The organism is Streptococcus oralis Uo5 (genome assembly GCF_000253155.1).
Classification (GTDB): domain Bacteria; phylum Bacillota; class Bacilli; order Lactobacillales; family Streptococcaceae; genus Streptococcus; species Streptococcus oralis_L.
Genome location: NC_015291.1, coordinates 1283242 through 1308850, shown reverse-complemented (window position 1 = coordinate 1308850; position 25609 = coordinate 1283242). Strand labels below are relative to the sequence as shown.

Here is a 25609-nt window from a genome sequence, read left to right as displayed (position 1 = left end):
AAATATGAAACGTTCCTTCGACTCTCGAGTCGATTATAGCCTCCTCCTACCAGTGTTTTGTTTACTGGTGATTGGAGTAGTGGCCATTTATATAGCAGTTAGTCATGACTATCCAAATAATGTATTACCAATTCTAGGTCAGCAAATCGCTTGGATTGCCTTGGGGCTTGTCATTGGATTTGTGGTCATGTTCTTTAATACCGAGTTTTTATGGAAGGTGACTCCCTATCTTTATGGTCTAGGGCTAGCTTTGATGGTCCTACCTCTTGTTTTCTACAATCCAAATCTTGTAGCGTCAACAGGTGCCAAGAACTGGGTATCGATTGGTGGAACGACACTTTTCCAGCCATCGGAATTCATGAAGATTTCCTATATCTTGATGTTGGCTCGAGCCATTGTAAGATTCACTCAAAAACACAAGGAATGGCGACGGACTATTCCCTTGGATTTCCTACTGATTGGTTGGATGATCGCCTTTACCATACCAGTCTTGATCCTCTTAGCCCTACAAAGTGACTTGGGGACGGCCTTGGTCTTTGTAGCTATTTTTTCCGGTATGGTCCTCCTTTCAGGTGTTTCGTGGAAGATCATCATTCCGGTTTTTGCGACAGGGGTGACTGCAGTTGTAGGATTTATGGCCATCTTTATAAGCAAGGATGGACGTGCCTTCTTGCATCAGATTGGGATGCCAACTTACCAGATTAACCGTATCTTGGCTTGGCTCAATCCCTTTGACTTTGCGCAAACAACGACATACCAACAGGCGCAGGGACAAATTGCGATTGGAAGTGGTGGTTTGTTTGGGCAAGGTTTCAATGTGTCCAATCTCCTCATTCCAGTACGTGAGAGTGATATGATTTTCACGGTGATTGCTGAGGATTTTGGCTTCATTGGTTCGGTCTTTGTCGTTGCCTTGTACTTACTTCTCATCTATCGGATGTTGAAGATTACACTTAAGTCAAACAACCAGTTCTACACCTATATCTCGACTGGTTTTATCATGATGTTGCTCTTCCATATCTTTGAAAATATCGGTGCCGTGACAGGCTTACTTCCTTTAACAGGGATTCCTCTACCATTTATTTCTCAAGGGGGCTCCGCTATTATTAGTAACCTCATTGGTGTCGGTCTCCTCTTATCTATGAGTTACCAGACCAACCTAGCGGAGGAGAAAAGTGGAAAAGTTCCATTCAAACGAAAGAAAGTCGTCCTAAAACAAATTAAATAAGGAGGCCATTATGATAAATGTAGCAGTTATCTTAGCTCAGGGTTTTGAAGAAATTGAAGCCTTTACAGTAGTCGATGTCTTGCGTCGAGCAAACATTTCATGTGATATGGTAGGATTTGAAGAGCAGGTGACAGGATCGCATGGCATTCAGGTAAAAGCTGATCGTGTTTTTGATGGCAATTTGTCCGACTATGACTTGGTCGTTCTTCCGGGTGGTATGCCAGGCTCAGCTCACCTACGGGATAATCAAGCCCTCATTTCACAGATTAAAGCCTTTGACCAAGCAGGAAAGAATATTGCTGCCATCTGTGCAGCCCCAATCGCTCTTCAACAAGCAGGTGTCCTGAAAGACAAGCACTTTACTTGTTATGACGGAGTTAAGGAGCAAATTACTGACGGAATTTATCAAAAGCAAACAGTGGTTGTGGATGGTAATCTAACAACCAGCCGAGGACCGTCAACTGCCCTTGCCTTTGCCTATGAGTTGGTAGAGCAATTGGGAGGAGATGCCGAAAGTTTACGAGACGGCATGCTCTATCGAGATGTCTTTGGAAATCAACAGTAAGACGAGAGTTCGGCTCTCGTTTTTTTTATTTACTCCGTGTCTAAAAATGTTTCATATGATTGTCTTGCGATTTTATATCAAACTTTTATAAATCAATCAAGCTTTGCCTAGCATAAGAAGGAAATCAATCTCTAGAAATGTTAGTGTTTTCAGGTTGTTAGATAGAATACTTCAGATTGTTACTGAAATCAATAGTTTCATGAAAAAGATAGAATATTCAATAAATGCTATATTAAACGGTCTTATCATGCGAATTAATCTGCTTGTATTAATTTGAAATATAAAGTACTTTCTCTGTAATATAATTGAAACGTGTTACTAGTATATTAAAATTAGTAAGAATTTTTTGCATATACGAAACTGGGGGAGTGATATGTTGGAAACTTTCGGAAAAATATTCAAAGTCATTAGAGAATCAAAAAAAATGTCCCTGAAAGAGGTGGCTGCTGGTGATATTTCCGTGGCTCAGCTATCCCGTTTTGAACGGGGAGTCAATGGGATCACACTTGATTCTTTTTATTGTTGTTTAAAAAATATGGCTGTTTCCCTAGAGGAGTTTCAGTATGTTTACCATAATTACATTGATTCAGATGATGTGCTGTTCTCAAAAAAAGTAGCTGATGCATATCAGGAAAACAATGTTGTCAAGCTCCAAAATATTTTGTCAAGCTCAGAAGCTTTGACCGAACAGTTTCCTGAGAAGAAGAACTATAAACTCAATACGATCATTGTCAGAGCCCTTCTGTCTTCCTGTTGCTCAGATTTTCAGATTAGCAAGAAGGATATAGAATTTCTGACGGATCATCTCTTTTCTGTTGAGGAGTGGGGACGTTATGAACTCTGGCTCTTTACAAACAGCGTTGATTTGATGACCTTGGAAACGTTGGAAATCTTCGCTAGTGAGATGATCAATCGTACCCAGTTTTATAACAACCTACCGGAAAATCGCCGCCGTATTATCAAGATGCTACTTAATGTCATTAGCGTCTGTATAGAAGGAAACCATCTGCTAGTTGCTATGAGGTTTCTCAATTATCTCGATCACTCTAAAATCCCTGAAACAGATCTATATGATCGAACGCTGATTAAGTATCATAGGGCTCTGTATGCCTACAAGGTCGGGAATACTAATGCTCTCAGTGACATCGAGCAATGCCTATCTTTTTTTGAATTTTTAGATTCCTTTGGTGTTGCCCAAAAGCTTAAAGAACAGTTTGAAAGAATTTGCCTTTCATAGTTGTAGATGTGCAACAAAAAATGATCATTTTGAAAAATATACTAGAATAAGGGCATAACTTTATACTAAATTCAGAAGGAGGCTTTATGATGGAGAAAAAGATTCATTATAAGATGCATAAAGTTAAGAAAAACTGGGTAGCCATTGCTTTGACTACCTTGGCCCTTATTGTAGCACCAAAGGTACTTGGTCTAGAACCAGGCGTTGTCCATGCGGATGATGTAAAGCAGGTTGTAGTTCAAGAACCTGCTACAGCTCAGACTAGTGGTCCGGGTCAGCAAACTCCAGCCCAAGCTAAAATAGCATCTGAGCAAGAAGCAGAAAAAGCAACCCCTGCAGACAAGGTGACAGGCGATGCTGCTGCTAGTGATAAGTCTGCTAAACCAGCAGAAAATACGGAAGCAACAGTTCAAACCAATGCTCAAGAGCCTGCTAAACCAGCAGATACGAAAGAAGCATCTACAGAAAAGGCTGCTGTTGCTGAAGAAGTTAAAGCTGCTAATGCAATCACAGAAACTCCTAAAACAGAAGTAGCAGACCAGGATAAACAAGCAAGGCCAACAACTGCCCAAGACCAAGAAGGCGACAAACGAGAAAAATCGGCTATTGAAGACAAGATTGTTGCAAATCCAAAGGTTGCAAAGAAAGATCGCTTGCCCGAACCTGCTCAAAAACAAGGAGCAGTAGCTGAAAGAATGGTAGCAGATCAGGCTCAACCTGCACCTGTAAATGCTGACCATGATGATGATGTCCTATCTCATATTAAGACCATTGATGGTAAAAATTACTATGTTCAGGACGATGGTACAGTTAAAAAGAACTTTGCAGTTGAACTTAATGGGAGAATACTTTATTTTGATGCAGAAACGGGTGCCTTAGTTGATTCAAATGAATATCAGTTCCAACAAGGAACCAGCAGTCTCAATAATGAATTCTCCCAAAAGAATGCTTTCTATGGTACGACTGACAAGGATATTGAAACTGTAGACGGTTATTTGACAGCAGATAGCTGGTATCGTCCAAAGTTCATCTTAAAAGATGGAAAAACATGGACGGCATCGACAGAAACAGACTTACGTCCTCTTTTGATGGCTTGGTGGCCTGATAAACGTACTCAGATTAATTACCTCAACTATATGAACCAGCAAGGTCTGGGAGCAGGTGCTTTTGAAAACAAAGTGGAACAAGCTCTCCTGACAGGTGCTTCTCAGCAGGTTCAGCGCAAAATTGAGGAAAAAATTGGTAAAGAAGGCGATACCAAATGGTTGAGAACGCTGATGGGTGCCTTTGTCAAAACCCAGCCAAACTGGAATATCAAGTCAGAGTCTGAAACAACTGGTACTAAAAAGGACCACTTGCAGGGTGGAGCTTTGCTTTATACTAATAATGAGAAGAGCTCTCATGCTGACTCTAAGTTCCGTCTGCTTAACCGTACCCCTACTAGTCAAACAGGTAAACCTAAGTACTTCATTGACAAGTCAAACGGTGGTTATGAGTTCTTGCTCGCTAACGACTTTGACAACTCTAATCCAGCTGTTCAGGCCGAACAACTCAACTGGTTGCATTTTATGATGAACTTTGGAAGCATCGTAGCCAATGATCCGACTGCTAATTTTGATGGAGTTCGTGTCGATGCGGTGGACAATGTCAACGCAGACTTGCTCCAAATCGCATCTGACTACTTCAAGTCTCGCTACAAGGTGGGAGAAAGTGAAGAAGAAGCCATCAAGCATTTGTCTATCTTGGAAGCTTGGTCTGATAACGATCCTGACTACAACAAAGATACTAAAGGCGCTCAACTAGCAATTGACAACAAGCTACGCTTGTCCTTGCTTTATTCATTCATGCGTAATCTATCTATCCGTAGCGGAGTAGAGCCTACGATTACAAATAGTCTAAATGACCGTTCTTCTGAAAAGAAAAATGGCGAACGGATGGCTAACTATATCTTTGTTCGGGCTCATGACAGTGAAGTACAAACCGTTATTGCTGACATCATCCGGGAAAATATCAATCCAAATACGGATGGTTTGACCTTTACCATGGATGAACTCAAGCAAGCCTTCAAGATCTACAACGAAGATATGCGCAAGGCAGACAAGAAGTATACGCAGTTCAACATCCCAACCGCTCATGCTCTCATGCTCTCCAATAAAGACTCTATCACTCGGATCTACTATGGTGACCTCTATACCGATGATGGTCAATACATGGAGAAAAAATCTCCTTACCACGATGCTATTGATGCCTTGTTGCGTGCTCGTATTAAGTATGTAGCAGGTGGACAAGACATGAAAGTCACATATATGGGTGTACCTCGTGAGGCTGATAAATGGTCTTACAATGGTATTTTAACGTCTGTTCGCTACGGTACTGGTGCCAATGAAGCAACAGATGAAGGAACAGCAGAAACTCGTACTCAAGGGATGGCTGTGATTGCTTCAAACAACCCTAACCTCAAGTTAAATGTATGGGATAAACTGCAAGTCAATATGGGAGCAGCCCACAAGAATCAATACTATCGCCCTGTGCTTTTGACGACCAAAGATGGTATTTCCCGCTATCTAACTGACGAAGAAGTGCCGCAATCGCTCTGGAAGAAGACAGATGCTAATGGTATTTTGACCTTTGATATGAATGATATTGCAGGCTACAGCAATGTACAGGTTTCTGGATATCTGGCTGTTTGGGTACCAGTTGGCGCTAAGGTAGATCAGGATGCTCGTACAACAGCAAGCAAGAAGAAAAACGCTAGTGGTCAAGTTTATGAATCTAGCGCAGCTCTTGATTCTCAGTTGATTTACGAAGGCTTCTCTAACTTCCAAGACTTTGCAACCCGCGATGACCAATATACCAATAAAGTCATTGCTAAAAATGTCAACCTCTTCAAGGAATGGGGAGTAACTTCATTTGAGCTACCACCTCAGTATGTATCTAGCCAAGACGGTACTTTCTTAGATTCTATCATTCAGAATGGTTATGCCTTTGAAGACCGCTACGATATGGCGATGAGCAAGAACAATAAATATGGTTCTTTAAAAGATTTGCTCAATGCTCTCCGTGCTCTTCACAGTGTCAATATCCAAGCCATCGCGGACTGGGTACCAGACCAAATCTATAACCTACCAGGCAAGGAAGTGGTAACAGCAACACGTGTCAATAACTATGGAACCTACCGTGAAGGTTCAGAAATCAAGGAAAAACTCTATGTAGCTAATAGTAAGACCAATGGGACTGATTTCCAAGGTAAATACGGTGGAGCTTACTTGGATGAGCTTAAAGCTAAATATCCAGAGATCTTTGAACGAGTACAGATTTCCAATGGTCAAAAGATGACAACAGATGAGAAGATTACCAAGTGGTCGGCTAAGTACTTCAATGGTACCAATATCTTAGGTCGTGGTGCTTACTATGTTCTTAAAGACTGGGCTAGCAACGACTATCTCACTAACAAAAATGGCGAGATAGTATTGCCTAAGCAATTAGTTAATAAGAATGCTTACACAGGATTTGTTAGTGATGCCAATGGTACTAAGTTCTATTCAACTAGTGGTTATCAAGCTAAAAATTCCTTTATCCAAGATGAAAATGGAAATTGGTATTACTTCGATAAACGAGGTTATCTTGTAACAGGTGCTCATGAAATTGATGGCAAGCACGTTTATTTCTTGAAGAATGGTATTCAACTTCGTGATTCTATCCGTGAAGATGAAAATGGTAATCAGTACTACTATGATCAAACTGGTGCCCAAGTTCTCAACCGTTACTACACTACTGATGGTGAAAACTGGCGTTACTTTGATGCCAAGGGCGTTATGGCTCGAGGTCTTGTCAAGATAGGAGATGGACAGCAATTCTTTGATGAAAACGGCTATCAGGTTAAGGGCAAGATTGTGAGTGCTAAGGATGGCAAACTTCGTTACTTTGACAAGGATTCAGGAAATGCTGTTATCAATCGTTTTGCTCAGGGTGATAACCCAAGTGATTGGTACTATTTTGGAGCAGATGGAGTTGCTGTGACAGGTCTTCAAAAGATTGGTCAACAAACACTTTACTTTGACCAAGATGGCAAGCAAGTCAAGGGTAAAATCGTGACACTTTCAGATAAGAGTATCCGTTACTTTGATGCCAACTCAGGGGAAATGGCAGTCGGCAAGTTTGCAGAAGGTGCCAAGAGCGAATGGTATTACTTTAACCAAGCTGGTAAAGCAGTGACAGGTCTTCAAAAGATTGGCAAACAAACACTTTACTTTGACCAAGATGGTAAACAAGTCAAGGGTAAAGTAGTAACTTTGGCTGATAAATCCATCCGTTACTTTGATGCCAACTCAGGAGAAATGGCAGTCGGCAAGTTTGCAGAAGGTGCCAAGAACGAATGGTATTACTTTGACCAAACTGGTAAAGCAGTGACAGGCCTTCAAAAGATTGGCAAACAAACACTTTACTTCGACCAAGATGGTAAGCAAGTCAAGGGTAAAATCGTGACACTTTCAGATAAGAGTATCCGTTACTTTGATGCTAACTCAGGAGAGATGGCAACCGACAAGTTTGTCGAAGGTTCCCCAAATGAGTGGTATTATTTTGATCAAGCTGGAAAAGCAGTGACAGGCTTGCAGCAGGTTGGTCAACAGACTCTCTATTTCACGCAAGATGGCAAGCAAGTCAAAGGAAAAGTTGTTGATGTGAATGGAGTTAGTCGATATTTCGATGCCAATTCAGGGGATATGGCTCGAAGCAAATGGATTCAACTTGAAGATGGAAGTTGGATGTATTTTGACCGCGATGGTAGAGGTCAAAACTTCGGAAGAAACTAAGCGAATTTAGCTCAACAAAAATCAAACTTTATCTGATGATATACAAAAACGATAACTCCTTTAAAGGACGTTATCGTTTTTTACCTGTTTGGAGAATAAATTACAATTGAAAAGAAAGATGGAATCATTGGAAACTGAAATGAATTAACAAGAGATTCCATATTGGAATAATCTTTTTCTGCTCTCTAATGTGGTATTCAAAGCAATGAGGATTCTATTTTTAAAGTTTGGAAATCCAAAAGCGTTTCGTTTGCGAACAATGACGTGGTTGTTAGTAGTTTCTATTTTTTAATTTGTACATTTGAAATAAGAAAGATTTTGCTTGATTATTCATAGAGGAGCTATTCTTCACAAAAAAGGCTCCATAGATGCATTAGTGTTTTACTCTCTATAGAAATTATAGAGCCGAAAAATCTAGGAAATCATCGCTTTTTTCATAAAAAAATGGTATAATGAAGGGTATGAAATATCACGACTATATATGGGATTTAGGTGGTACCCTATTGGATAATTATGAGACTTCTACAGCAGCCTTTGTAGAAACCTTAGCCCAATATGGAATAGAGCAAGAACACGACCGTGTCTACGAAGCTTTGAAGGTTTCGACAGCTTTTGCCATCGAGAAGTTTGCACCAGATATCGAGGGGTTTTTAGAGAACTATAAAGAAAATGAAGCGCGTGAGCTAGAGCATCCAGTTTTGTTTGAGGGAATTCCAGAATTACTCAAAGACATTTCGGACAAGGGTGGTCGCCATTTCTTAGTTTCTCATCGAAATGACCAAGTGCTAGAACTTCTTGCTAAGACCCAGATAGCGAACTACTTCACCGAGGTGGTGACTGCCAGTTCTGGCTTTAAACGGAAACCAGATCCTGAGTCCATGATTTATTTACGTGATAAATATCATATTACATCTGGTTTGGTCATTGGTGACAGAAATATTGATGTAGAAGCAGGTAAAGCTGCTGGCTTAGATGCCTATCTTTTTAATAACGTTGCGACATTGAGACAAGCAATAGATATGTAAGAAAAGGGAAAAAATGACAGAAGAAATCAAAAATCAACAGGCACAGGATTATGATGCCAGTCAAATTCAAGTTTTGGAGGGACTTGAAGCTGTTCGTATGCGTCCAGGTATGTATATTGGATCGACTTCAAAAGAAGGTCTTCACCATCTAGTATGGGAAATCGTTGATAACTCAATTGACGAAGCCCTAGCTGGGTTTGCTAGCCACATCCAAGTCTTTATAGAGCCTGATAATTCCATCACCGTAGTGGATGATGGGCGTGGAATTCCTGTTGATATTCAGGAAAAAACAGGACGTCCCGCTGTTGAGACCGTCTTTACAGTTCTTCACGCTGGAGGAAAATTCGGCGGTGGCGGATACAAGGTTTCAGGTGGATTGCACGGTGTAGGTTCATCAGTAGTAAACGCTCTTTCAACTCAACTAGATGTTCATGTCCATAAAAACGGTAAGATTCATTACCAAGAATACCGTCGTGGTCATGTTGTTGCTGATCTTGAGGTGGTTGGAGATACGGATAAAACGGGAACAACAGTTCACTTCACACCAGATCCAGAGATTTTTACAGAAACAACAACTTTTGACTTTGAAAAATTAAACAAACGTATTCAAGAACTAGCCTTTTTGAATCGAGGCCTTCGAATCTCCATCACAGATAGGCGTGAAGGTCTCGAACAGACTAAACATTACCACTATGAGGGTGGGATTGCTAGCTATGTTGAATATATCAACGAGAACAAAGATGTTATCTTTGATACACCAATCTACACAGACGGTGAGATGGATGATATCACAGTTGAAGTAGCCATGCAGTACACAACCGGTTACCACGAAAACGTCATGAGTTTCGCCAATAACATTCACACCCATGAAGGTGGTACGCATGAGCAAGGTTTCCGTACAGCGCTGACACGTGTTATCAATGATTATGCCCGCAAGAATAAACTGCTAAAAGACAATGAAGATAACCTGACAGGAGAAGATGTTCGTGAAGGTTTGACAGCTGTTATCTCTGTCAAGCACCCTAATCCGCAGTTTGAAGGCCAAACCAAGACTAAATTGGGAAATAGCGAAGTAGTCAAGATTACCAATCGCCTCTTCAGCGATGCCTTCTCTGATTTCCTCATGGAAAATCCACAGATTGCTAAGCGTATCGTGGAAAAAGGAATCTTGGCTGCCAAGGCTCGTGTAGCTGCCAAGCGTGCGCGTGAAGTCACACGCAAGAAATCTGGTTTGGAAATTTCCAATTTGCCAGGAAAGCTAGCAGACTGTTCTTCTAACAACCCTGCTGAAACCGAACTCTTCATCGTCGAAGGAGACTCAGCTGGTGGATCAGCCAAATCTGGTCGTAACCGTGAATTCCAAGCTATCTTGCCAATTCGTGGTAAAATCTTGAATGTTGAAAAAGCAAGCATGGATAAAATTCTTGCCAACGAAGAAATTCGGAGCCTTTTCACAGCCATGGGAACAGGATTTGGTGCAGAATTTGATGTCACTAAGGCTCGTTACCAAAAACTCGTTTTGATGACCGATGCCGATGTTGATGGAGCCCACATTCGAACACTCCTGCTTACCTTGATTTATCGCTATATGAAACCAATCTTAGAGGCTGGTTATGTCTACATTGCCCAACCACCAATTTATGGGGTTAAAGTTGGAAGTGAGATCAAAGAATACATTCAACCTGGTGCAGATCAAGAAATTAAACTCCAAGAAGCCTTAGCACGTCACAGTGAAGGGCGTTCAAAACCAACCATCCAACGTTATAAAGGTTTGGGAGAAATGGATGACCACCAATTGTGGGAAACAACCATGGATCCTGAACATCGCTTGATGGCGCGTGTTTCAGTAGATGATGCTGCCGAAGCAGATAAAATCTTTGATATGTTGATGGGGGATCGAGTAGAACCTCGTCGCGAATTTATCGAAGAAAACGCTGTTTACAGTACACTTGACGTCTAAAAAGTGTGGGAAATAGTTCCCTTGGTTTAAAAAATATGATATAATCATTACGATTGTTTCTAGTATAAAAGGAGTTTGATATGTCTAATGGACAACTAATTTATCTAATGGTTGCGATTGCAGTCATTCTGATCTTAGCTTATGTAACAGCCATCTTTTTACGTAAGCGTAATGTAAGCAGATTAACGGCCCTTGAAGAAAGAAAAGAAGAACTCTACAACCTTCCTGTAAATGATGAGGTTGAAGCCGTTAAAAACATGCACTTGATTGGTCAAAGTCAGGTGACCTTCCGTGAATGGAACCAAAAATGGGTTGATTTATCTCTGAACTCATTTGCTGATATCGAAAATCACCTCTTTGAAGCTGAAAGCTATAACAATTCTTTCCGTTTCTTTAAGGCAACACACAAACTTGATCAAATTGAGAGCCAGATCGGCTTGATTGAAGAAGATATTGCAGCTATTCGCAATGCCCTTTCTGAACTTGAAAAGCAAGAATCTAAGAACAGTGGTCGTGTCCTTCATGCCTTGGACTTGTTTGAATCCCTTCAACATACCGTTGCAGAAGATTCAGAGAAGTATGGGAAAGCCCTTCCTGAGATTGAGAAACAATTGGAAAACATCCAATCAGAATTCTCTCAATTTGTTACCCTAAATTCATCAGGTGACCCGGTTGAAGCTGCAGCAATTCTTGATTCAACAGAAAATCATATTCTCGCTTTGACACACATCGTTGAGCGAATTCCAGCTCTTGTTGAAACCTTGACAAAAGAACTGCCAGAACAATTAGCAGATTTGGAAGAAGGTTATCGCAAGCTGTTGGATGCCAACTACCACTTTACAGAAACAGATATCGAGTCTCGTTTCCAACTTTTGCATGAATCTTTGAAAAATAATCAAGAAAATATTCGTCAGTTGGAATTGGACAATGCAGAGTATGAAAATAATCGCATCCAAGAAGAAATCAATGCGCTTTATGATATCTTCACTCGTGAAATTGCAGCTCAAAAAGTAGTTGAAAGTCTTCTTGTTACATTACCAACTTATCTCAACCACTTGAAAGAAAATAATCAGGTGCTTGTTCAAGACCTTGAACGCTTGACTAAAACCTACCTTCTTCCTGAAAGTGATGGTAATCATGTTCGTCGTCTTCAAGCAGAATTGGCTGCACTTGATACGGCAATCATGGAAGTGACAGAGGATCAAGGTGAGTCAACACAAGCCTACTCTGCTCTTGAAGAACAGTTGGAAATGCTTCAAAGCAACCTCAAGGATATAGAGGATGAGCAAATCTCTGTTAGCGAACGACTTGCGCAAATTGAAAAAGACGACCTCAATGCTCGCCAAAAAGCAAATGTCTATGTGAACCGTTTGCATACTATCAAACGTTACATGGAGAAGAGAAACTTGCCAGGTATTCCTCAAAGTTTCTTGAAACTTTTCTTTACTGCAAGTCATAACACAGAAGATCTGATGGCAGAGTTAGAACAACCACAAGTGAATATTGAATCGGTTAAACGAATTCTTGAAATTGCAACAAATGATATGGAAGCACTTGAAACAGAAACCTATGATATCGTTCAATATGCAACCTTGACGGAGCAACTCTTGCAATACTCAAACCGTTACCGTTCATTCGATGAGCGTATCCAAGAGGCCTTTAACGAAGCGCTTGAAATTTTTGAAAAAGAGTTTGACTATCAGGCATCATTTGAAAAAATTTCACAAGCCTTGGAAGTTGCTGAACCAGGGGTTACAAACCGTTTTGTAACTTCATATGAGAAAACACGTGAAGCGATTCGTTTTTAAAAATAGAAGCTTAGAAGATTTCTAAGCTTTTTTATTTTCCTAAAAAAAGACAGAATCCCTGTTTATCATTGAAATAATAGCCTCGATTTGATATGATGGAAATATGAAAAAAAATAGAGCGAAACGTGTTTCTCACGATAGAACGAGAAGGCTATTGCTTTCCCTTGTTGGAATCTTTGGAATTGCTACGATTCTATTAGGGAGTGCTATTGGTTATAAGCTACTACAAAAGCAATCTTACGAACAAAAAATTGAAGCGCTAAAAAGCGAAAAGGACCAGCAATTCAACTCAGGTAGTCAGAAGGACCATTTCCGAAAAGGTCAAGTTGAGGTGATTGCCTACTACCCTCTGCAAGGAGAGGAAGTCATTGCGTCTGTTAGAGAAAAAATCAACCAGGATATCAAAGAAAAGCTGGAAGATAAAGAAGATTTGGTCTTTTATTATACTGAGCAGTTGGATCCTGTCTTAAAGGGAGTTGTTGCTCGTAATGTCAGCAAGCAAGTCTATGATTTGTCTGCATTAAAGGTTGAAGAAAAAGAAAAGACTTCCTTAGGGAAAATTTTCTTGACTGAAGATGGGAAAGATTTTGACCTCAGTAGACTTTTCAAAGATGCAAGCAAGGCTAAGGAACTCTTACTGACTCAAATCAAATCAACTCTAGAAGATAAGAAACTTGACCAGGAAAAAATTGATCAAGTTATAAAGAGCTTCACAGACCAAGAATTGACATCTTGGAGCTTTGATTATAAGGATAGTCAAATCATCCTTTATCCTGCTAATGCTGGAGAGACTGTTGAGGAAATTGCTTTGCCCATATCCAGTTTCTTTGATGTCATTGAGTCTTCTTATCTATTAGAAAAGGATGCTGAACTCTACCAAGCATACTTTGCTAAGAAAAATAAAAAAGTTGTAGCCTTGACCTTTGACGATGGTCCAAATCCAACTACAACCACGCAGGCTTTGGATACTTTAGCTAAATATGGTGTAAAAGCAACCTTCTTTGTACTTGGTAAAAACATTGCAGGTAATGAAAATCTTCTAAAACGAATGAAATCAGAAGGTCATGTTGTAGGAAACCACAGCTGGAGTCATCCCGTTCTTTCACAACTTTCGCTCGAAGATGCTAAAAAGCAAATCACTGATACAGAAGATCTGTTAACTCAAGTTTTAGGATCAAGCTCTAAACTGATGCGCCCACCTTATGGTGCCATCACTGATGATATTCGAAACGGCCTTGATTTAAGCTTCATCATGTGGGACGTGGATAGTTTGGACTGGAAGAGTAAAAACGAGACAGCCATTTTGACAGAGATTCAACGTCAGGTTCGCAATGGTTCTATCATCCTCATGCATGATATCCATGGTCCTTCAGTTAATTCTCTACCAAGTGTCATTGAGTATTTAAAGGGTGAAGGGTATACATTTGTGACCGTTCCTGAATTGCTCAATTCTCGCTTAAAAGCTCACGAGATCTATTACGATCGTGATCAATAATTGTTAAAATCTAAAGAAGCAAGTGTTCTGATAATCAGGATTTTGTTTCTTTAGATTTTCTTCACATAGAAAGGAAAAACGATGAAATCATACACCCTTAATAATGGAGTTTCAATTCCTGTACTAGGATTTGGAACATGGAAAGCTGAAAATGGAGAAGTAGCCTACCAAGCCGTTTTAGAAGCCTTAAAGGCTGGTTATCGTCATATCGATACTGCAGCTATCTATAAAAATGAGGAAAGTGTTGGTCGTGCTATTCGAGATAGCGGTATTCCAAGACAAGAAATTTTTGTAACGACCAAACTCTGGAATACCAATCACAGCTATGATGAAGCTCGCCAAGCATTTGAAGAATCAATGGAAAAACTGGGATTGGATTATCTAGATTTGTACCTTATCCATTGGCCAAATCCAAAACCACTAAGAGAAAATGAGGCATGGAAAACTCGCAATGCCGATGTCTGGAGAGCGATGGAGGATCTTTACCAAGAAGGCAAAATCCGTGCTATCGGCGTTAGTAATTTCCTTCCCCATCATTTGGATGCCTTGCTTGAGACAGCAAGAATCATCCCGGCGGTCAATCAGGTACGCTTGGCACCAGGAGTTTATCAAGAGGAAGTGGTTGACTACTGTAAAGAGAAAAGAATTCTCTTAGAGGCATGGGGACCTTTTGGCCAAGGAGAGTTGTTTGAACAGAAAGAAGTCCAAGAAATTGCTGCTAAGCATGGGAAATCAGTGGCTCAAATCGCCTTGGCTTGGAGTTTGGCAGAAGGATTTTTACCTCTACCTAAGTCAGTGACAGCCTCTCGCATCCAGAGTAATCTTGACTGTTTTGGAATTGAACTCAGCAAAGACGAGCGAGAAGTCTTAAAGACAATTTCAGTGACTTCGGTCGCACCTCGTGTTGATGAGATGGATTTTTAATTTTTATAATCGATTTATACCGAAATAACAAAGACTAGGAATTTTAAATCCTAGTCTTTTTGTGTATAAAAAATCCAAATTGTTTGTATAATAAAATAATATTATGGATTGAAATATAGGAACGAATTTAGAAAATATTGGTTTGATAGAGCAAATAACACGAATGATAAAATTAAATAAGCAAAACATATACGTAAATATTACATTTTTGTGACAATTCAGATTTTTATGAAAATTTATGATTATTTGCGTTATAATAGGTATACTTTAAAGAAAAAGGAGATTATTTATGAATAGACGACAACGTTTTTCATTACGGAAATACAAATTTGGTCTTGCTTCAGTTTTATTGGGAACTGCATTGGTTTTTGGAGCAAGTCAAGTCAGTGCCAATGAGCAGAGTACAGGTGAAAATCAAGCTCAAACTCAGGAAATCAAGACAGAGCTAAAAGACGATAAACACTCAAACTCTTCAACTGACCAAACCAATACTATTGGGATTGCACCAGTAGTTGGAGAGAAACAAGAAGTTGAAACTTCTAAAGAGGATGCTAGTAAACAAGATGCTAAGATAGAAGCTCCTGTTGATAAAACTGCTGAAGCTCAAGAATCTGGAAAAGATAGAGCAGTTGCAAATGAAGAAAATCAAGGCGTCGTTCAAAAAGAAACAACAGTCGATACCAGTACAGCGCCTGCTACTGAGAAGGCTTCTAACATAGAGAACAAAGAGGCTCCAGCAACGACAGCTCCTAAAACTACTGGAGAAACGGCAACTACTGAAAAAGAACAAGAAAAAGCTGAGTCTGCAAAACCCAATAGTCTTTCAAGCAATGATATCATCACAGTACCAAAAACTTGGAAGGCTGGTTACAAGGGGACGGGGACCGTTGTTGCCATTATTGACTCTGGACTTGATTTGAATCATGAGGTTCTTCGAATTTCGGATCCGTCAAAAGCAAAATTTAAAAACAAGGAAGCCATCGAAGCAGCTAAAAAGGCTGCTGGAATTGACTACGGTAAATGGTATAGTGATAAGGTTGTCTATGCCTATGACTACTTTGATGGAACGGATAAGATCAAAGAAGCAGAAAGAACTTCTCATGGGATGCACGTAACAGGGATTGCTGCTGGAAACCCTGATAAAGAAGCACCGAATGGTGAAAAGGTCTATGGTGTGGCGCCAGAAGCCCAAGTCATGTTTATGCGTGTCTTTTCAGATCGCCAAAAAACGACCAGTTCTGCCCTTTATGTAAAGGCGATTGATGACGCAGTTGCCTTAGGAGCAGATGCTATTAATATGAGTTTAGGATCTAGCACAGGTTCGATGGTGGATGCTGGTTCTGATATTGTGGATGCCATCAAACGGGCTCGTGCCAAGGGAGTGTCTGTTCTTATCTCAGCAGGAAATAGCAATACATTCGGAAATGGTTATTCAAAACCGCTAGCTGAAAACCCAGACTTTGGCTTGGTTGGAAATCCATCTACTGTTGAGGATTCGATTTCAGTTGCTTCTGTCAACAATAAAACATTGACAACAGCCGTTTTTGAAGTTAAAGGTCTAGAGGGAAATGCCGGCCTTCATAACGGAAAATTTGATTATAATCAACCTGAAGCAGATAAGGACTTTGAAAAAGGAAAAGAGTACGAATACGTCGAAGCAGGCTTAGGTCGTGAAGAAGACTTTGCGAAGTTGGATTTAACTGGGAAACTTGCCCTCATTCAGCGTGGAGCCATGAACTTTTCAGAGAAGATCAAAAATGCACGAAAACACGGTGCAGTTGGTGCTTTGATCTACAATAATGTAGAGGGCGCAAACATCAATATGGCTATTGATGATGAAGCAAAGAAAATTCCTTCTGTATTTATTTCTAAACAGTATGGTGAAGCCTTAAAATCTGGGAACTACAAGATTGTTTTTAATGACAAGATGGATAATCGTCCTTCTGATGTAGCCAATCAGCTATCTGACTTTTCAAGTTGGGGAGTGACTACCGATGGACAATTGAAACCAGACGTGACAGCTCCTGGCGGCAATATCTACTCATCCTTTAATGACAATACCTATGGTAGTATCAGCGGAACCAGTATGGCGGCTCCTCACGTTACGGGTGTTGCAGTTTTGGTTAAGGAATACCTTCAAAAACACCATCCAGAATTGACTCCTGAGCAAGTATCAGAGACTGTCAAGGCCTTGATCATGTCAACTGCAAAACCACATGTTAATAAGGACACAGGCACTTATACCTCTCCTCGTCAGCAAGGTTCTGGTATTGTGGATACAGCTGCTGCAGTGTCAACAGACCTCTATGTAACGGGTGAAAATGGTTATCCAAGTGTGACTTTGGGAAATGTTGGAGATCAATTTACTTTCAAGGTTACTGTACACAATATTTCAGATACTGACCGTACTCTCAAGATGGTAGTGAATACCAATACAGATGATGTCCAAGATGGAAAATTCACCCTTCGACCTCGAAAACTAACGGAGACAGTCTGGCCTGAAGTGACGGTCAAAGCCCACAGCAGTCAAACAGTCACTGTTAAAGTGGATGCTCGAAAATTTGCTGCTGAACTCAGCAAACAAATGCCAAATGGCTATTTCCTTGAAGGGTTTGTTCGATTTGTAGATCCAGCAGATGATGGGGATGTTGTGAGTCTTGCATTTATGGGCTTCCGAGGAGAATTCCAAAATCTCCCTGCTGTCGAAAAACCAATTTACAATCTTGTCCGAGAAGGAAAAAATGGATTTTACACAGAAGTAGACAAAGAAAATCCTGCCGTTAACTACTCTAATGATGCCACCTATCTCGCAACCTTGCAAAATGACCTTCTAGTTTCTAAAGGTCAACGCCAAGGACGCCGAATTACCGTTCTTGGAATCGAACAAAATGCTGAAGGGAAGCATGTTCTTCAGTTAGACGAAAAAGGGAATATCCGTATTGCCATTTCTCCAAACGCTGATGGAAACAAAGACCTAGTTGAATACAAAACGGTTGCTTTGAGAAATCTTGTAAATCTTCGGGCTACAGTTTATGCGGCTACGGATACTAAGCATGAACATCCTATTTGGGAGGGCGATGCAAAGGATCTCCGTAAGAATTATTTTGATGGTGACAGTAGAAATCTGAAGAGTTATATTCTAGATAATACTGCTTGGAGAGGCCAGGATTTTGATGGCAATACCGTTGCAGATGGTTTATATGACTATGTTATTAGTTACACACCAGATGTTCCAGGAGCTAAAGAACAACACACGACCTTTAAAATTCAAATTGATACTCAAAAACCTGTTATCACGAGCGGTTATATTCGCTTTAAAGATGGAAACCAAGAATTCGTAGCTCGCAAACCAAAAGATGTGGGTCAAGGCGGTATCCTTTCAGAAAAAGTTTTCTACCTCACACCATTTGACCAGAAAGGGACCATGGTTCTATCTGGGAAAGACCAGTCTGGAACTCGTGCGCTTGAGAACACCCATCTGATTAAGGCAAATGCTGACGGTAGTTATACACTTCCTAAGAATGTTGACAAGGCTAATATTTACTATCTTGTTGAGGACTATGCAGGAAATGTAGACTATATCTCACTTGCCGAACTTGTCCGCGATCAAAATAGTGGTCGAGTGAAAATTGCCTTGAAGGATGCAAAAACAAACCAGGATATTGATACCCTCTACGTCTATCGAATCAAAAATAGCAAGGGACAATATGTTGATGTAGACAAGACAAAAGCGATTCATTTCTTACAGTTTGATCATTATACAGCAGAAATTTTTAGTTATGACCGAACAGAATTGAAATTTATCAGTGCCTTGTCCCAAGAGTTTGACTTGACGGAAGAAAATAGTTTCCAAACCATTACCTTCCTAGCAGATCTCCTAGAATATGCACCTGTGTCTGTTTCCTTCAATCAAGCCGTTCCAAAGACGACTACAGTGGTTCTGAAAGGTGAAGATGGGACTAGTATCACTCTTCCTGCTGAAAAATACGGTCATTACGCCTTTGGTAAGAAAGTTGCTACAGGTCGTTATACTGTACAAGTCACCTTGCCAACTGGATATGAACTCCTTGAAGATCTCGTTTCCTTGCTCGTTCAGCCAGGTCGAAATAATGCTTTGCGTCTATCTGTTGTGTCTAAGTTGGCCTTGCTTGCTGCGGTCAATCAACAAAAAGAACTGGTAGAAACGTCTCGTTACTTTAATAGTAGTGCAGATAAGAGAAAAGCTTATGACCAAGCTTTCCAAGTGGCACAGTCAGCCTTGTCAAGCAAGTTGAAACAAGAATTGATTGATGGCGTTCTCGCTAGTCTTGAAGCTGCTGGTAAAGCTTTGGATGGAAAAGATTCGAACGTTACAGCCTTGAAAGAAGCTATGAAAGCTTACTACGCAACGACTAAAACTGGACGATATGCGAATGCCAAGGAAAAAGTACGTCGAGCTTATGATCGTGCCTTCCAAGAAATCGCCTTACTAGCTGTGGATCCTAAAGTCAAACAGGATCAAATTGACCAATCTCTCATTGTCCTAGCGACGGCTAAAAGCAAATTAAATGGCAAAGCTACTGACTTCTCTAGTCTGAAGAAACTGGTCAAGGATGAACGTCTTTTCCAAGAAAAGAATGCGAGATTTATCTATGCAGATAAGAAAGAAAAAGCTGCTTATCTTTTAACTTTTAAAGAGGCACAGGAACTCCTTAAAGATCCAGGAGCGAGCCAAGAAGATGTCAAAGATGCCATTACAGCATTGAAACAAGCCAAGAGAAATCTGCATGGCAAAAAACCAAAAGCAAGAAGACATCCTTAAACAGGACTTTCTGAAGCTTTACTATTAAATGAGTCTGGAACTTTGTTTTCAGACTCATTTTTGGTTTACACTAGTTAGAAAATCTGCTATAATACTAGCTAGGAAAGAAAGTCTTATGGCGTTCTTCAAGCGAGTTTGGGGTAGTGGGAGCCAAGTAGAACAAGGTAAGAAACTGGCGCTTTCTGTCGTATTTTTAAAAACAATGAAGTAATAAATTAGGGTGGAACCGCGTTTCAGACGCCCCTAGTCGCAAGGCTTGGGTGTTGAAATTCGGTTCTTTTTGAATTTCCTCTAATGCCTAAGTAGAAAGGAGCATAATGCTTACAGGATCTTGTTTATGTAAAGCAGTGACCTACACTTTAGATGAGGCATTGTTGGAATTAGTTTTTTGCCACTGCTCATTCTGTCGGAAAGCAACTGCGTCTGCCTATACAGTGAATGCCAAAGTTAGCAGTAAAAACCTAGTATTGCATGGAAAAGAACAGTTGGTTACCTATAGTTCATCTCCAGGGAAACAACGCTATTACTGTCAGAACTGTCATAGTCAAATTTTCACTGCTCAAGAAAATATACCAGAAGTCTGTGCTTTGAAACTAGGTACAATAGACGAATGCGATCAGAATTTACAAACGGTTCCCAAACGTCATATTTTTCAGGACCCAGCTTTTTCTTGGTTGCTTGATGAATAAAGCTAAAAAGATAATATAAATTAAAGGAGTAAACAATGTCTAAGAAATTAACATTTCACTGCGTCAGTGGCAGAGACCTCCTTACAGTCGGATTGCCCCACGCTCAGCACTAGAGTGCTGAGCTAGACGCAGTACTAACTCGTCTTGCCTCGTATAATCGACGAGGCAGACTCGTGTCGCAAGTATTTTATAGAAAAAGGAGTAAATAATGTCTAAAAAATTGACTTTCCAGGAAATCATCCTTACTTTACAACAATTTTGGAATGACCAAGGTTGTATGCTGATGCAGGCTTATGATAATGAGAAAGGTGCGGGGACGATGAGTCCTTACACTTTCCTTCGTGCTATTGGTCCTGAGCCATGGAATGCGGCTTATGTGGAGCCATCACGTCGTCCTGCTGACGGTCGTTATGGGGAAAACCCTAACCGTCTTTACCAACACCACCAATTCCAAGTGGTCATGAAACCTTCTCCATCAAATATCCAAGAACTTTATCTTGAGTCTTTAGAAAAATTGGGAATCAATCCTTTGGAACACGATATTCGTTTTGTTGAGGACAACTGGGAAAACCCATCAACTGGTTCGGCTGGTCTTGGATGGGAAGTTTGGCTTGATGGGATGGAAATCACTCAGTTCACTTATTTCCAACAAGTTGGTGGATTGGCAACTGGCCCTGTGACTGCGGAAGTTACCTATGGTTTAGAACGCTTGGCTTCTTATATTCAAGAAGTTGATTCTGTCTATGATATCGAGTGGGCCGATGGTGTAAAATACGGAGAAATCTTCATCCAGCCTGAGTACGAGCACTCAAAATATTCGTTTGATATTTCTGATCAAGAAATGTTGCTTGAAAATTTTGATAAGTTTGAAAAAGAAGCTGGTCGTGCCTTGGGAGAGGGTTTGGTTCACCCTGCTTATGACTATGTTCTCAAATGTTCACATACCTTTAACCTGCTTGACGCGCGTGGTGCCGTATCCGTAACTGAGCGCGCAGGCTATATCGCTCGTATCCGTAACTTGGCCCGTGTCGTAGCCAAAACCTTTGTCGCAGAACGCAAACGCCTAGGCTACCCACTTTTGGATGAAGCAACACGAGCTAAACTCCTAGCAGAAGACGCAGAATAGTGAGTAATACTGTGCTCTAAGATCGTTAGAGGCAAGTCGAAGACTTGCTAGAGGGATATGCACCGCTGTACTGTTATGTGGGGATTTTTGAAACCTTAGGTTCAAAAATCAGTCAGCTAAATCCACTTTGATGAGACTGTTGGAAATCTTGATCAATTTTGCATTAGATTTCCATACAGACTCACAAAGTTAGTTAGCGACGTCCCCAGTACCTAAGGTGCATATCAAAAAAGATTGAAGAAGATGTAAAGGAAAAAACATGACAAAAAACTTATTAGTAGAACTCGGTCTTGAAGAGTTACCAGCCTACGTAGTAACTCCAAGCGAAAAACAACTAGGTGAAAAAACGGCGGCCTTCCTCAAAGAGAATCGCCTGTCTTTTGAAGCCATTCAAACTTTCTCAACACCACGCCGTTTGGCTGTTCGTGTGACTGGTCTTGCAGACAAACAGTCTGATTTGACAGAAGATTTCAAGGGACCAGCAAAGAAAATTGCCTTGGATGGTGATGGAAACTTCACCAAAGCAGCTCAAGGATTTGTCCGTGGGAAAGGCTTGACAGTTGAAGATATTAAATTCCGTGAAATCAAGGGTGAAGAATATGTCTATGTTACCAAGGAAGAAGTGGGCCAACCAGTTGAGAACATTGTTCCAGGTGTAGTAGACGTCTTGAAGTCCTTGACTTTCCCTGTTAGCATGCACTGGGCTAACAACACTTTTGAGTATATCCGCCCTGTACACACTTTGACAGTTCTCTTGGACGAGCAAGAGTTTGATTTGGATTTCCTTGATATCAAGGGTGGTCGTGTGAGCCGTGGTCATCGTTTCTTGGGACAAGAAACCAAGATTCAGTCAGCATTGAGCTATGAAGAAGACCTTCGTGCACAGTTTGTAATCGTGGATCCTCGTGAACGTGAGCAAATGATTGTTGACCAAATCAAGGCAATCGAAGCTGAACATGGTGTACGTATCGAAATTGATGCTGATTTGCTCAATGAAGTCTTGAACTTGGTTGAATACCCAACTGCCTTTATGGGAAGTTTTGATGCCAAATACCTTGAAGTTCCAGAAGAAGTCTTGGTGACTTCGATGAAGGAACACCAACGTTACTTCGTTGTCCGAGATCAAGATGGAAAACTCTTGCCAAACTTCATTTCAGTCCGTAACGGAAACGCAGAGCATTTGGAAAATGTTATCAAAGGAAATGAAAAAGTCTTGGTAGCCCGCTTGGAAGACGGAGAATTCTTCTGGCGTGAAGACCAAAAATTGGTCATTTCTGACCTAGTCGAAAAATTGAACCATGTGACCTTCCACGAAAAGATTGGTTCTCTTCGTGAACACATGATTCGTACGGGGCAGATTGCCATTCTCTTGGCAGAAAAAGCTGGTTTGTCAGTGGATGAAACAGTTGACCTAGCTCGTGCAGCAGCTATTTACAAGTTTGACTTGTTGACGGGTATGGTTGGTGAGTTTGATGAGCTCCAAGGTATTATGGGTGAAAAATATGCCCTTCTTGCTGGTGAAATTCCAGCGGTGGCAGCTGCTATTCGTGAACACTACATGCCGACAGCTGCTGAAGGAGAACTTCCAGAGAGCAAGGTTGGAGCCATTCTAGCCATTGCAGACAAATTGGATACGATTTTGAGTTTCTTCTCAGTAGGCTTGATTCCATCAGGTTCTAACGACCCTTATGCCCTTCGTCGTGCGACGCAAGGTGTGGTTCGTATCTTGGATGCTTTTGGTTGGCACATTGCTATGGATGAGTTGATTGATAGCCTTTATGCTTTGAAATTCGACAGCTTGACTTATGAAAATAAAGCAGAGGTTATGGACTTTATCAAGGCTCGTGTTGATAAGATGATGGGTTCTACTCCAAAAGATATCAAGGAAGCAGTCCTTGCAAGTTCAAACTTTGTTGTGGCGGATATGCTGGAAGTAGCAAGTGCTCTTGTCGAAGCAAGCAAGAAAGAAGATTTCAAATCGTCTGTCGAATCCCTCTCACGTGCTTTCAACTTGGCTGAGAAAGCAGAAGGATCTGATGCTGTTGATTCTGCTCTTTTTGAAAATGAAGAAGAGAAAGCCTTGGCAGAAGCCGTAGAATCACTCGTCTTGTCAGGAACTGCAAGTCAGCAATTAGAACAACTCTTTGCGCTTAGCCCAGTTATTGATGCTTTCTTTGAAAATACCATGGTGATGGCTGAAGATCAGACTGTCCGACAAAATCGCTTGGCTATCTTGTCGCAATTAACCAAAAAAGCAGCTAAACTTGCACGTTTCAACCAAATTAATACTAAATAAACTCAGTCAAACGGACTGTATCTTATCACAAAGGAGAAGAAATGGATCCGAAAAAAATCGCTCGTATCAACGAGCTTGCCAAAAAGAAAAAAACAGAAGGCTTAACTTCTGCTGAAAAAGTGGAACAAGCTAAACTTCGTGAGGAGTATATCGAAGGTTATCGTCGTTCTGTTCGTCACCACATTGAAGGAATTAAAATTGTGGACGAGGAAGGAAATGACGTCACACCAGAAAAACTACGCCAAGTACAACGTGAAAAAGGTTTGCACGGCCGTAGTATAGATGATCCTAACTCATAAAACGAAAGGGGGTTGTAGATGATTTACAAGCCCCTTTTCTTTTTCAATAAAAAAGAAGGAGCCATTTGGCTCCTTTTTGGTTTCTTAGTTGCTTGCACCAGAAGTAGCGTCAGCGTCACCACCGTGGCCTCCAGCATCACCTGAATCAGAAGCACCAGAAGTAGCATCGGCGTCTCCATGACCTCCAGCAGCAGGGGCAAATGGTCCGCTACCACCCACCAAACGTTGACCAGTCTCTTTTAGGTACCAGTCAAGCCATGGTTGGAAGTTAAAGACAATTTCATTGATACCAGCGTATGATCCATCAGGATAGTACATTGCTTGGTAGTTGTGTGTGTTGATGACACCTGCAGGAGAACCTGGAACGATCGTACGGACGTATTCTTGGTTTCCGTTGCGAAGTGTTCCGATAACCCACTCTACATTCTTCATACGTGCTGGTGGAAGAGAACCATGAACAGTCGACATACGGCTACCTGATTGAGGTGGTACACGTTTAGCAAACATGGTGTCTGGATCTTGGTGAGCGTTGTTGTAGTAGAGGAATTGGTTGTTGTCGTCAGCGTATGTCAATTCAAATGGCATAGCTTTCAAGAACATATCGATTTGGTTAACTGTAAGGATACCGTGGTCCAGTTTGACATAGGTATCACCAGAAACAGCTCCAGTGATTGCTGCAACTTTTTCTACCCATTCTGGATCGTCAGGATCAACTTCAGTAATGGTTGTAGCAATTGGTTTTCCACAATCCAAGTCTTCTGGTTCGATTGGTTTTGGTTTTTTCAATTTCGAAACGACTCCTACGTATTTAACAAAGTTATCTAAGCAAGTTTCAAGGAATTTAACAGTTCCTTCGTTGGTGATGTTTCCATTGTTATCAAAAGCTTCCTTAGCTTTACCAAGAAGGAATTCGTTACCTGGAAGCGTGTAGGCATTAACACCTGGAGCATCAAGGATTTTACGAAGGTGAACTTGGGCACGTGATGTTCCTTGGTCATAGTATGATGCTCCCACAATCATAACAGGTTTGTTTTCAAATGGATGAACTTCGTATGAAAGCCATTCGAGTACAGATTTGAGTGAAGCTGAGATAGTGTGGTTGTGCTCAGGAGTAGCGATAATGACACCATCAGCACGTGTAATCTTGTTATACAAGAAACGCAATTGGAAGCTTTCGTCCCATTTTTCGTCTTGGTTAAACATTGGAACTTCGTCAATTTCAAGGACTTCTAATTCAAATTTGAATTTGAAATTGCGACGAATAAATTCCAAGAGTTTGCGGTTATATGATTGATCGTAGTTTGATCCAACAAGTCCAACAAATTTCATTCTTTCGGTCTCC

At 40.8% G+C, this 25609-nt stretch carries 15 protein-coding genes; 14 read left to right on the top strand and 1 reads right to left on the bottom strand.

Annotation, left to right across the window (positions count from 1 at the left end):
- The first annotated feature begins 4 nt into the window (after positions 1–4).
- The 14 genes from SOR_RS06580 to SOR_RS06515 all read left to right on the top strand — a co-directional run bounded on the left by SOR_RS06580 (position 5) and on the right by SOR_RS06515 (position 24267).
- Positions 5–1228 carry an FtsW/RodA/SpoVE family cell cycle protein gene (locus tag SOR_RS06580; RefSeq protein WP_000830413.1) on the top strand — a complete coding sequence of 408 codons (1224 nt, stop codon included), beginning with the start codon at positions 5–7 and terminating at the stop codon, positions 1226–1228.
- A 10-nt stretch (positions 1229–1238) separates the two neighbouring features.
- Complete coding sequence (locus tag SOR_RS06575) at positions 1239–1793, top strand: DJ-1 family glyoxalase III (protein WP_000611231.1); 555 nt, start codon at positions 1239–1241, stop codon at positions 1791–1793.
- A gap of 373 nt (positions 1794–2166) precedes the next feature.
- Positions 2167–3030, top strand: a complete 864-nt coding sequence (locus SOR_RS06570) for a helix-turn-helix domain-containing protein (protein WP_000894365.1) — start codon at positions 2167–2169, stop codon at positions 3028–3030.
- Positions 3031–3116: 86 nt separating this feature from the next.
- Entirely contained in the window at positions 3117–7844 is a 4728-nt protein-coding gene (locus SOR_RS06565) for a glycoside hydrolase family 70 protein (RefSeq protein ID WP_000970248.1), read from the top strand.
- Between the two features lie 461 nt (positions 7845–8305).
- Positions 8306–8869, top strand: a complete 564-nt coding sequence (locus SOR_RS06560; RefSeq protein WP_013670254.1) for an HAD-IA family hydrolase — start codon at positions 8306–8308, stop codon at positions 8867–8869.
- 13 nt (positions 8870–8882) lie between these two features.
- Positions 8883–10829 (top strand): DNA topoisomerase (ATP-hydrolyzing) subunit B, encoded by a 1947-nt coding sequence (gene gyrB / locus SOR_RS06555; protein ID WP_000134077.1) that lies wholly within the window; start codon positions 8883–8885, stop codon positions 10827–10829.
- Between the two features lie 80 nt (positions 10830–10909).
- On the top strand, positions 10910–12637 hold the full coding sequence (gene ezrA / locus SOR_RS06550; protein WP_000064810.1) for a septation ring formation regulator EzrA: 1728 nt from the start codon (positions 10910–10912) through the stop codon (positions 12635–12637).
- 103 nt (positions 12638–12740) lie between these two features.
- On the top strand, positions 12741–14132 hold the full coding sequence (gene pgdA / locus SOR_RS06545) for a peptidoglycan-N-acetylglucosamine deacetylase PgdA (protein WP_013670253.1): 1392 nt from the start codon (positions 12741–12743) through the stop codon (positions 14130–14132).
- Positions 14133–14213: 81 nt separating this feature from the next.
- Positions 14214–15056 (top strand): aldo/keto reductase, encoded by an 843-nt coding sequence (locus SOR_RS06540; RefSeq protein WP_000844566.1) that lies wholly within the window; start codon positions 14214–14216, stop codon positions 15054–15056.
- A 289-nt stretch (positions 15057–15345) separates the two neighbouring features.
- Positions 15346–19857 (top strand): S8 family serine peptidase, encoded by a 4512-nt coding sequence (locus SOR_RS06535; RefSeq protein WP_001081924.1) that lies wholly within the window; start codon positions 15346–15348, stop codon positions 19855–19857.
- A 317-nt stretch (positions 19858–20174) separates the two neighbouring features.
- Positions 20175–20546, top strand: a complete 372-nt coding sequence (locus SOR_RS06530; RefSeq protein ID WP_000955296.1) for a GFA family protein — start codon at positions 20175–20177, stop codon at positions 20544–20546.
- A gap of 208 nt (positions 20547–20754) precedes the next feature.
- On the top strand, positions 20755–21672 hold the full coding sequence (glyQ, locus tag SOR_RS06525; protein ID WP_000038730.1) for a glycine--tRNA ligase subunit alpha: 918 nt from the start codon (positions 20755–20757) through the stop codon (positions 21670–21672).
- A 259-nt stretch (positions 21673–21931) separates the two neighbouring features.
- The gene (gene glyS / locus SOR_RS06520; protein WP_000164801.1) at positions 21932–23968 is read left to right on the top strand and encodes a glycine--tRNA ligase subunit beta; all 2037 of its coding nucleotides are present in this window, start codon (positions 21932–21934) and stop codon (positions 23966–23968) included.
- A gap of 41 nt (positions 23969–24009) precedes the next feature.
- Positions 24010–24267, top strand: coding sequence for a DUF896 family protein (locus tag SOR_RS06515; protein WP_000371290.1), 258 nt, complete (start codon positions 24010–24012; stop codon positions 24265–24267).
- Positions 24268–24351: 84 nt separating this feature from the next.
- On the opposite strand, the gene SOR_RS06510 is transcribed toward SOR_RS06515, so the two are convergent.
- Positions 24352–25596 carry an NAD(P)H-dependent oxidoreductase gene (locus SOR_RS06510; protein ID WP_000673672.1) on the bottom strand — a complete coding sequence of 415 codons (1245 nt, stop codon included), beginning with the start codon at positions 25594–25596 and terminating at the stop codon, positions 24352–24354.
- Positions 25597–25609: the final 13 nt, after the last annotated feature.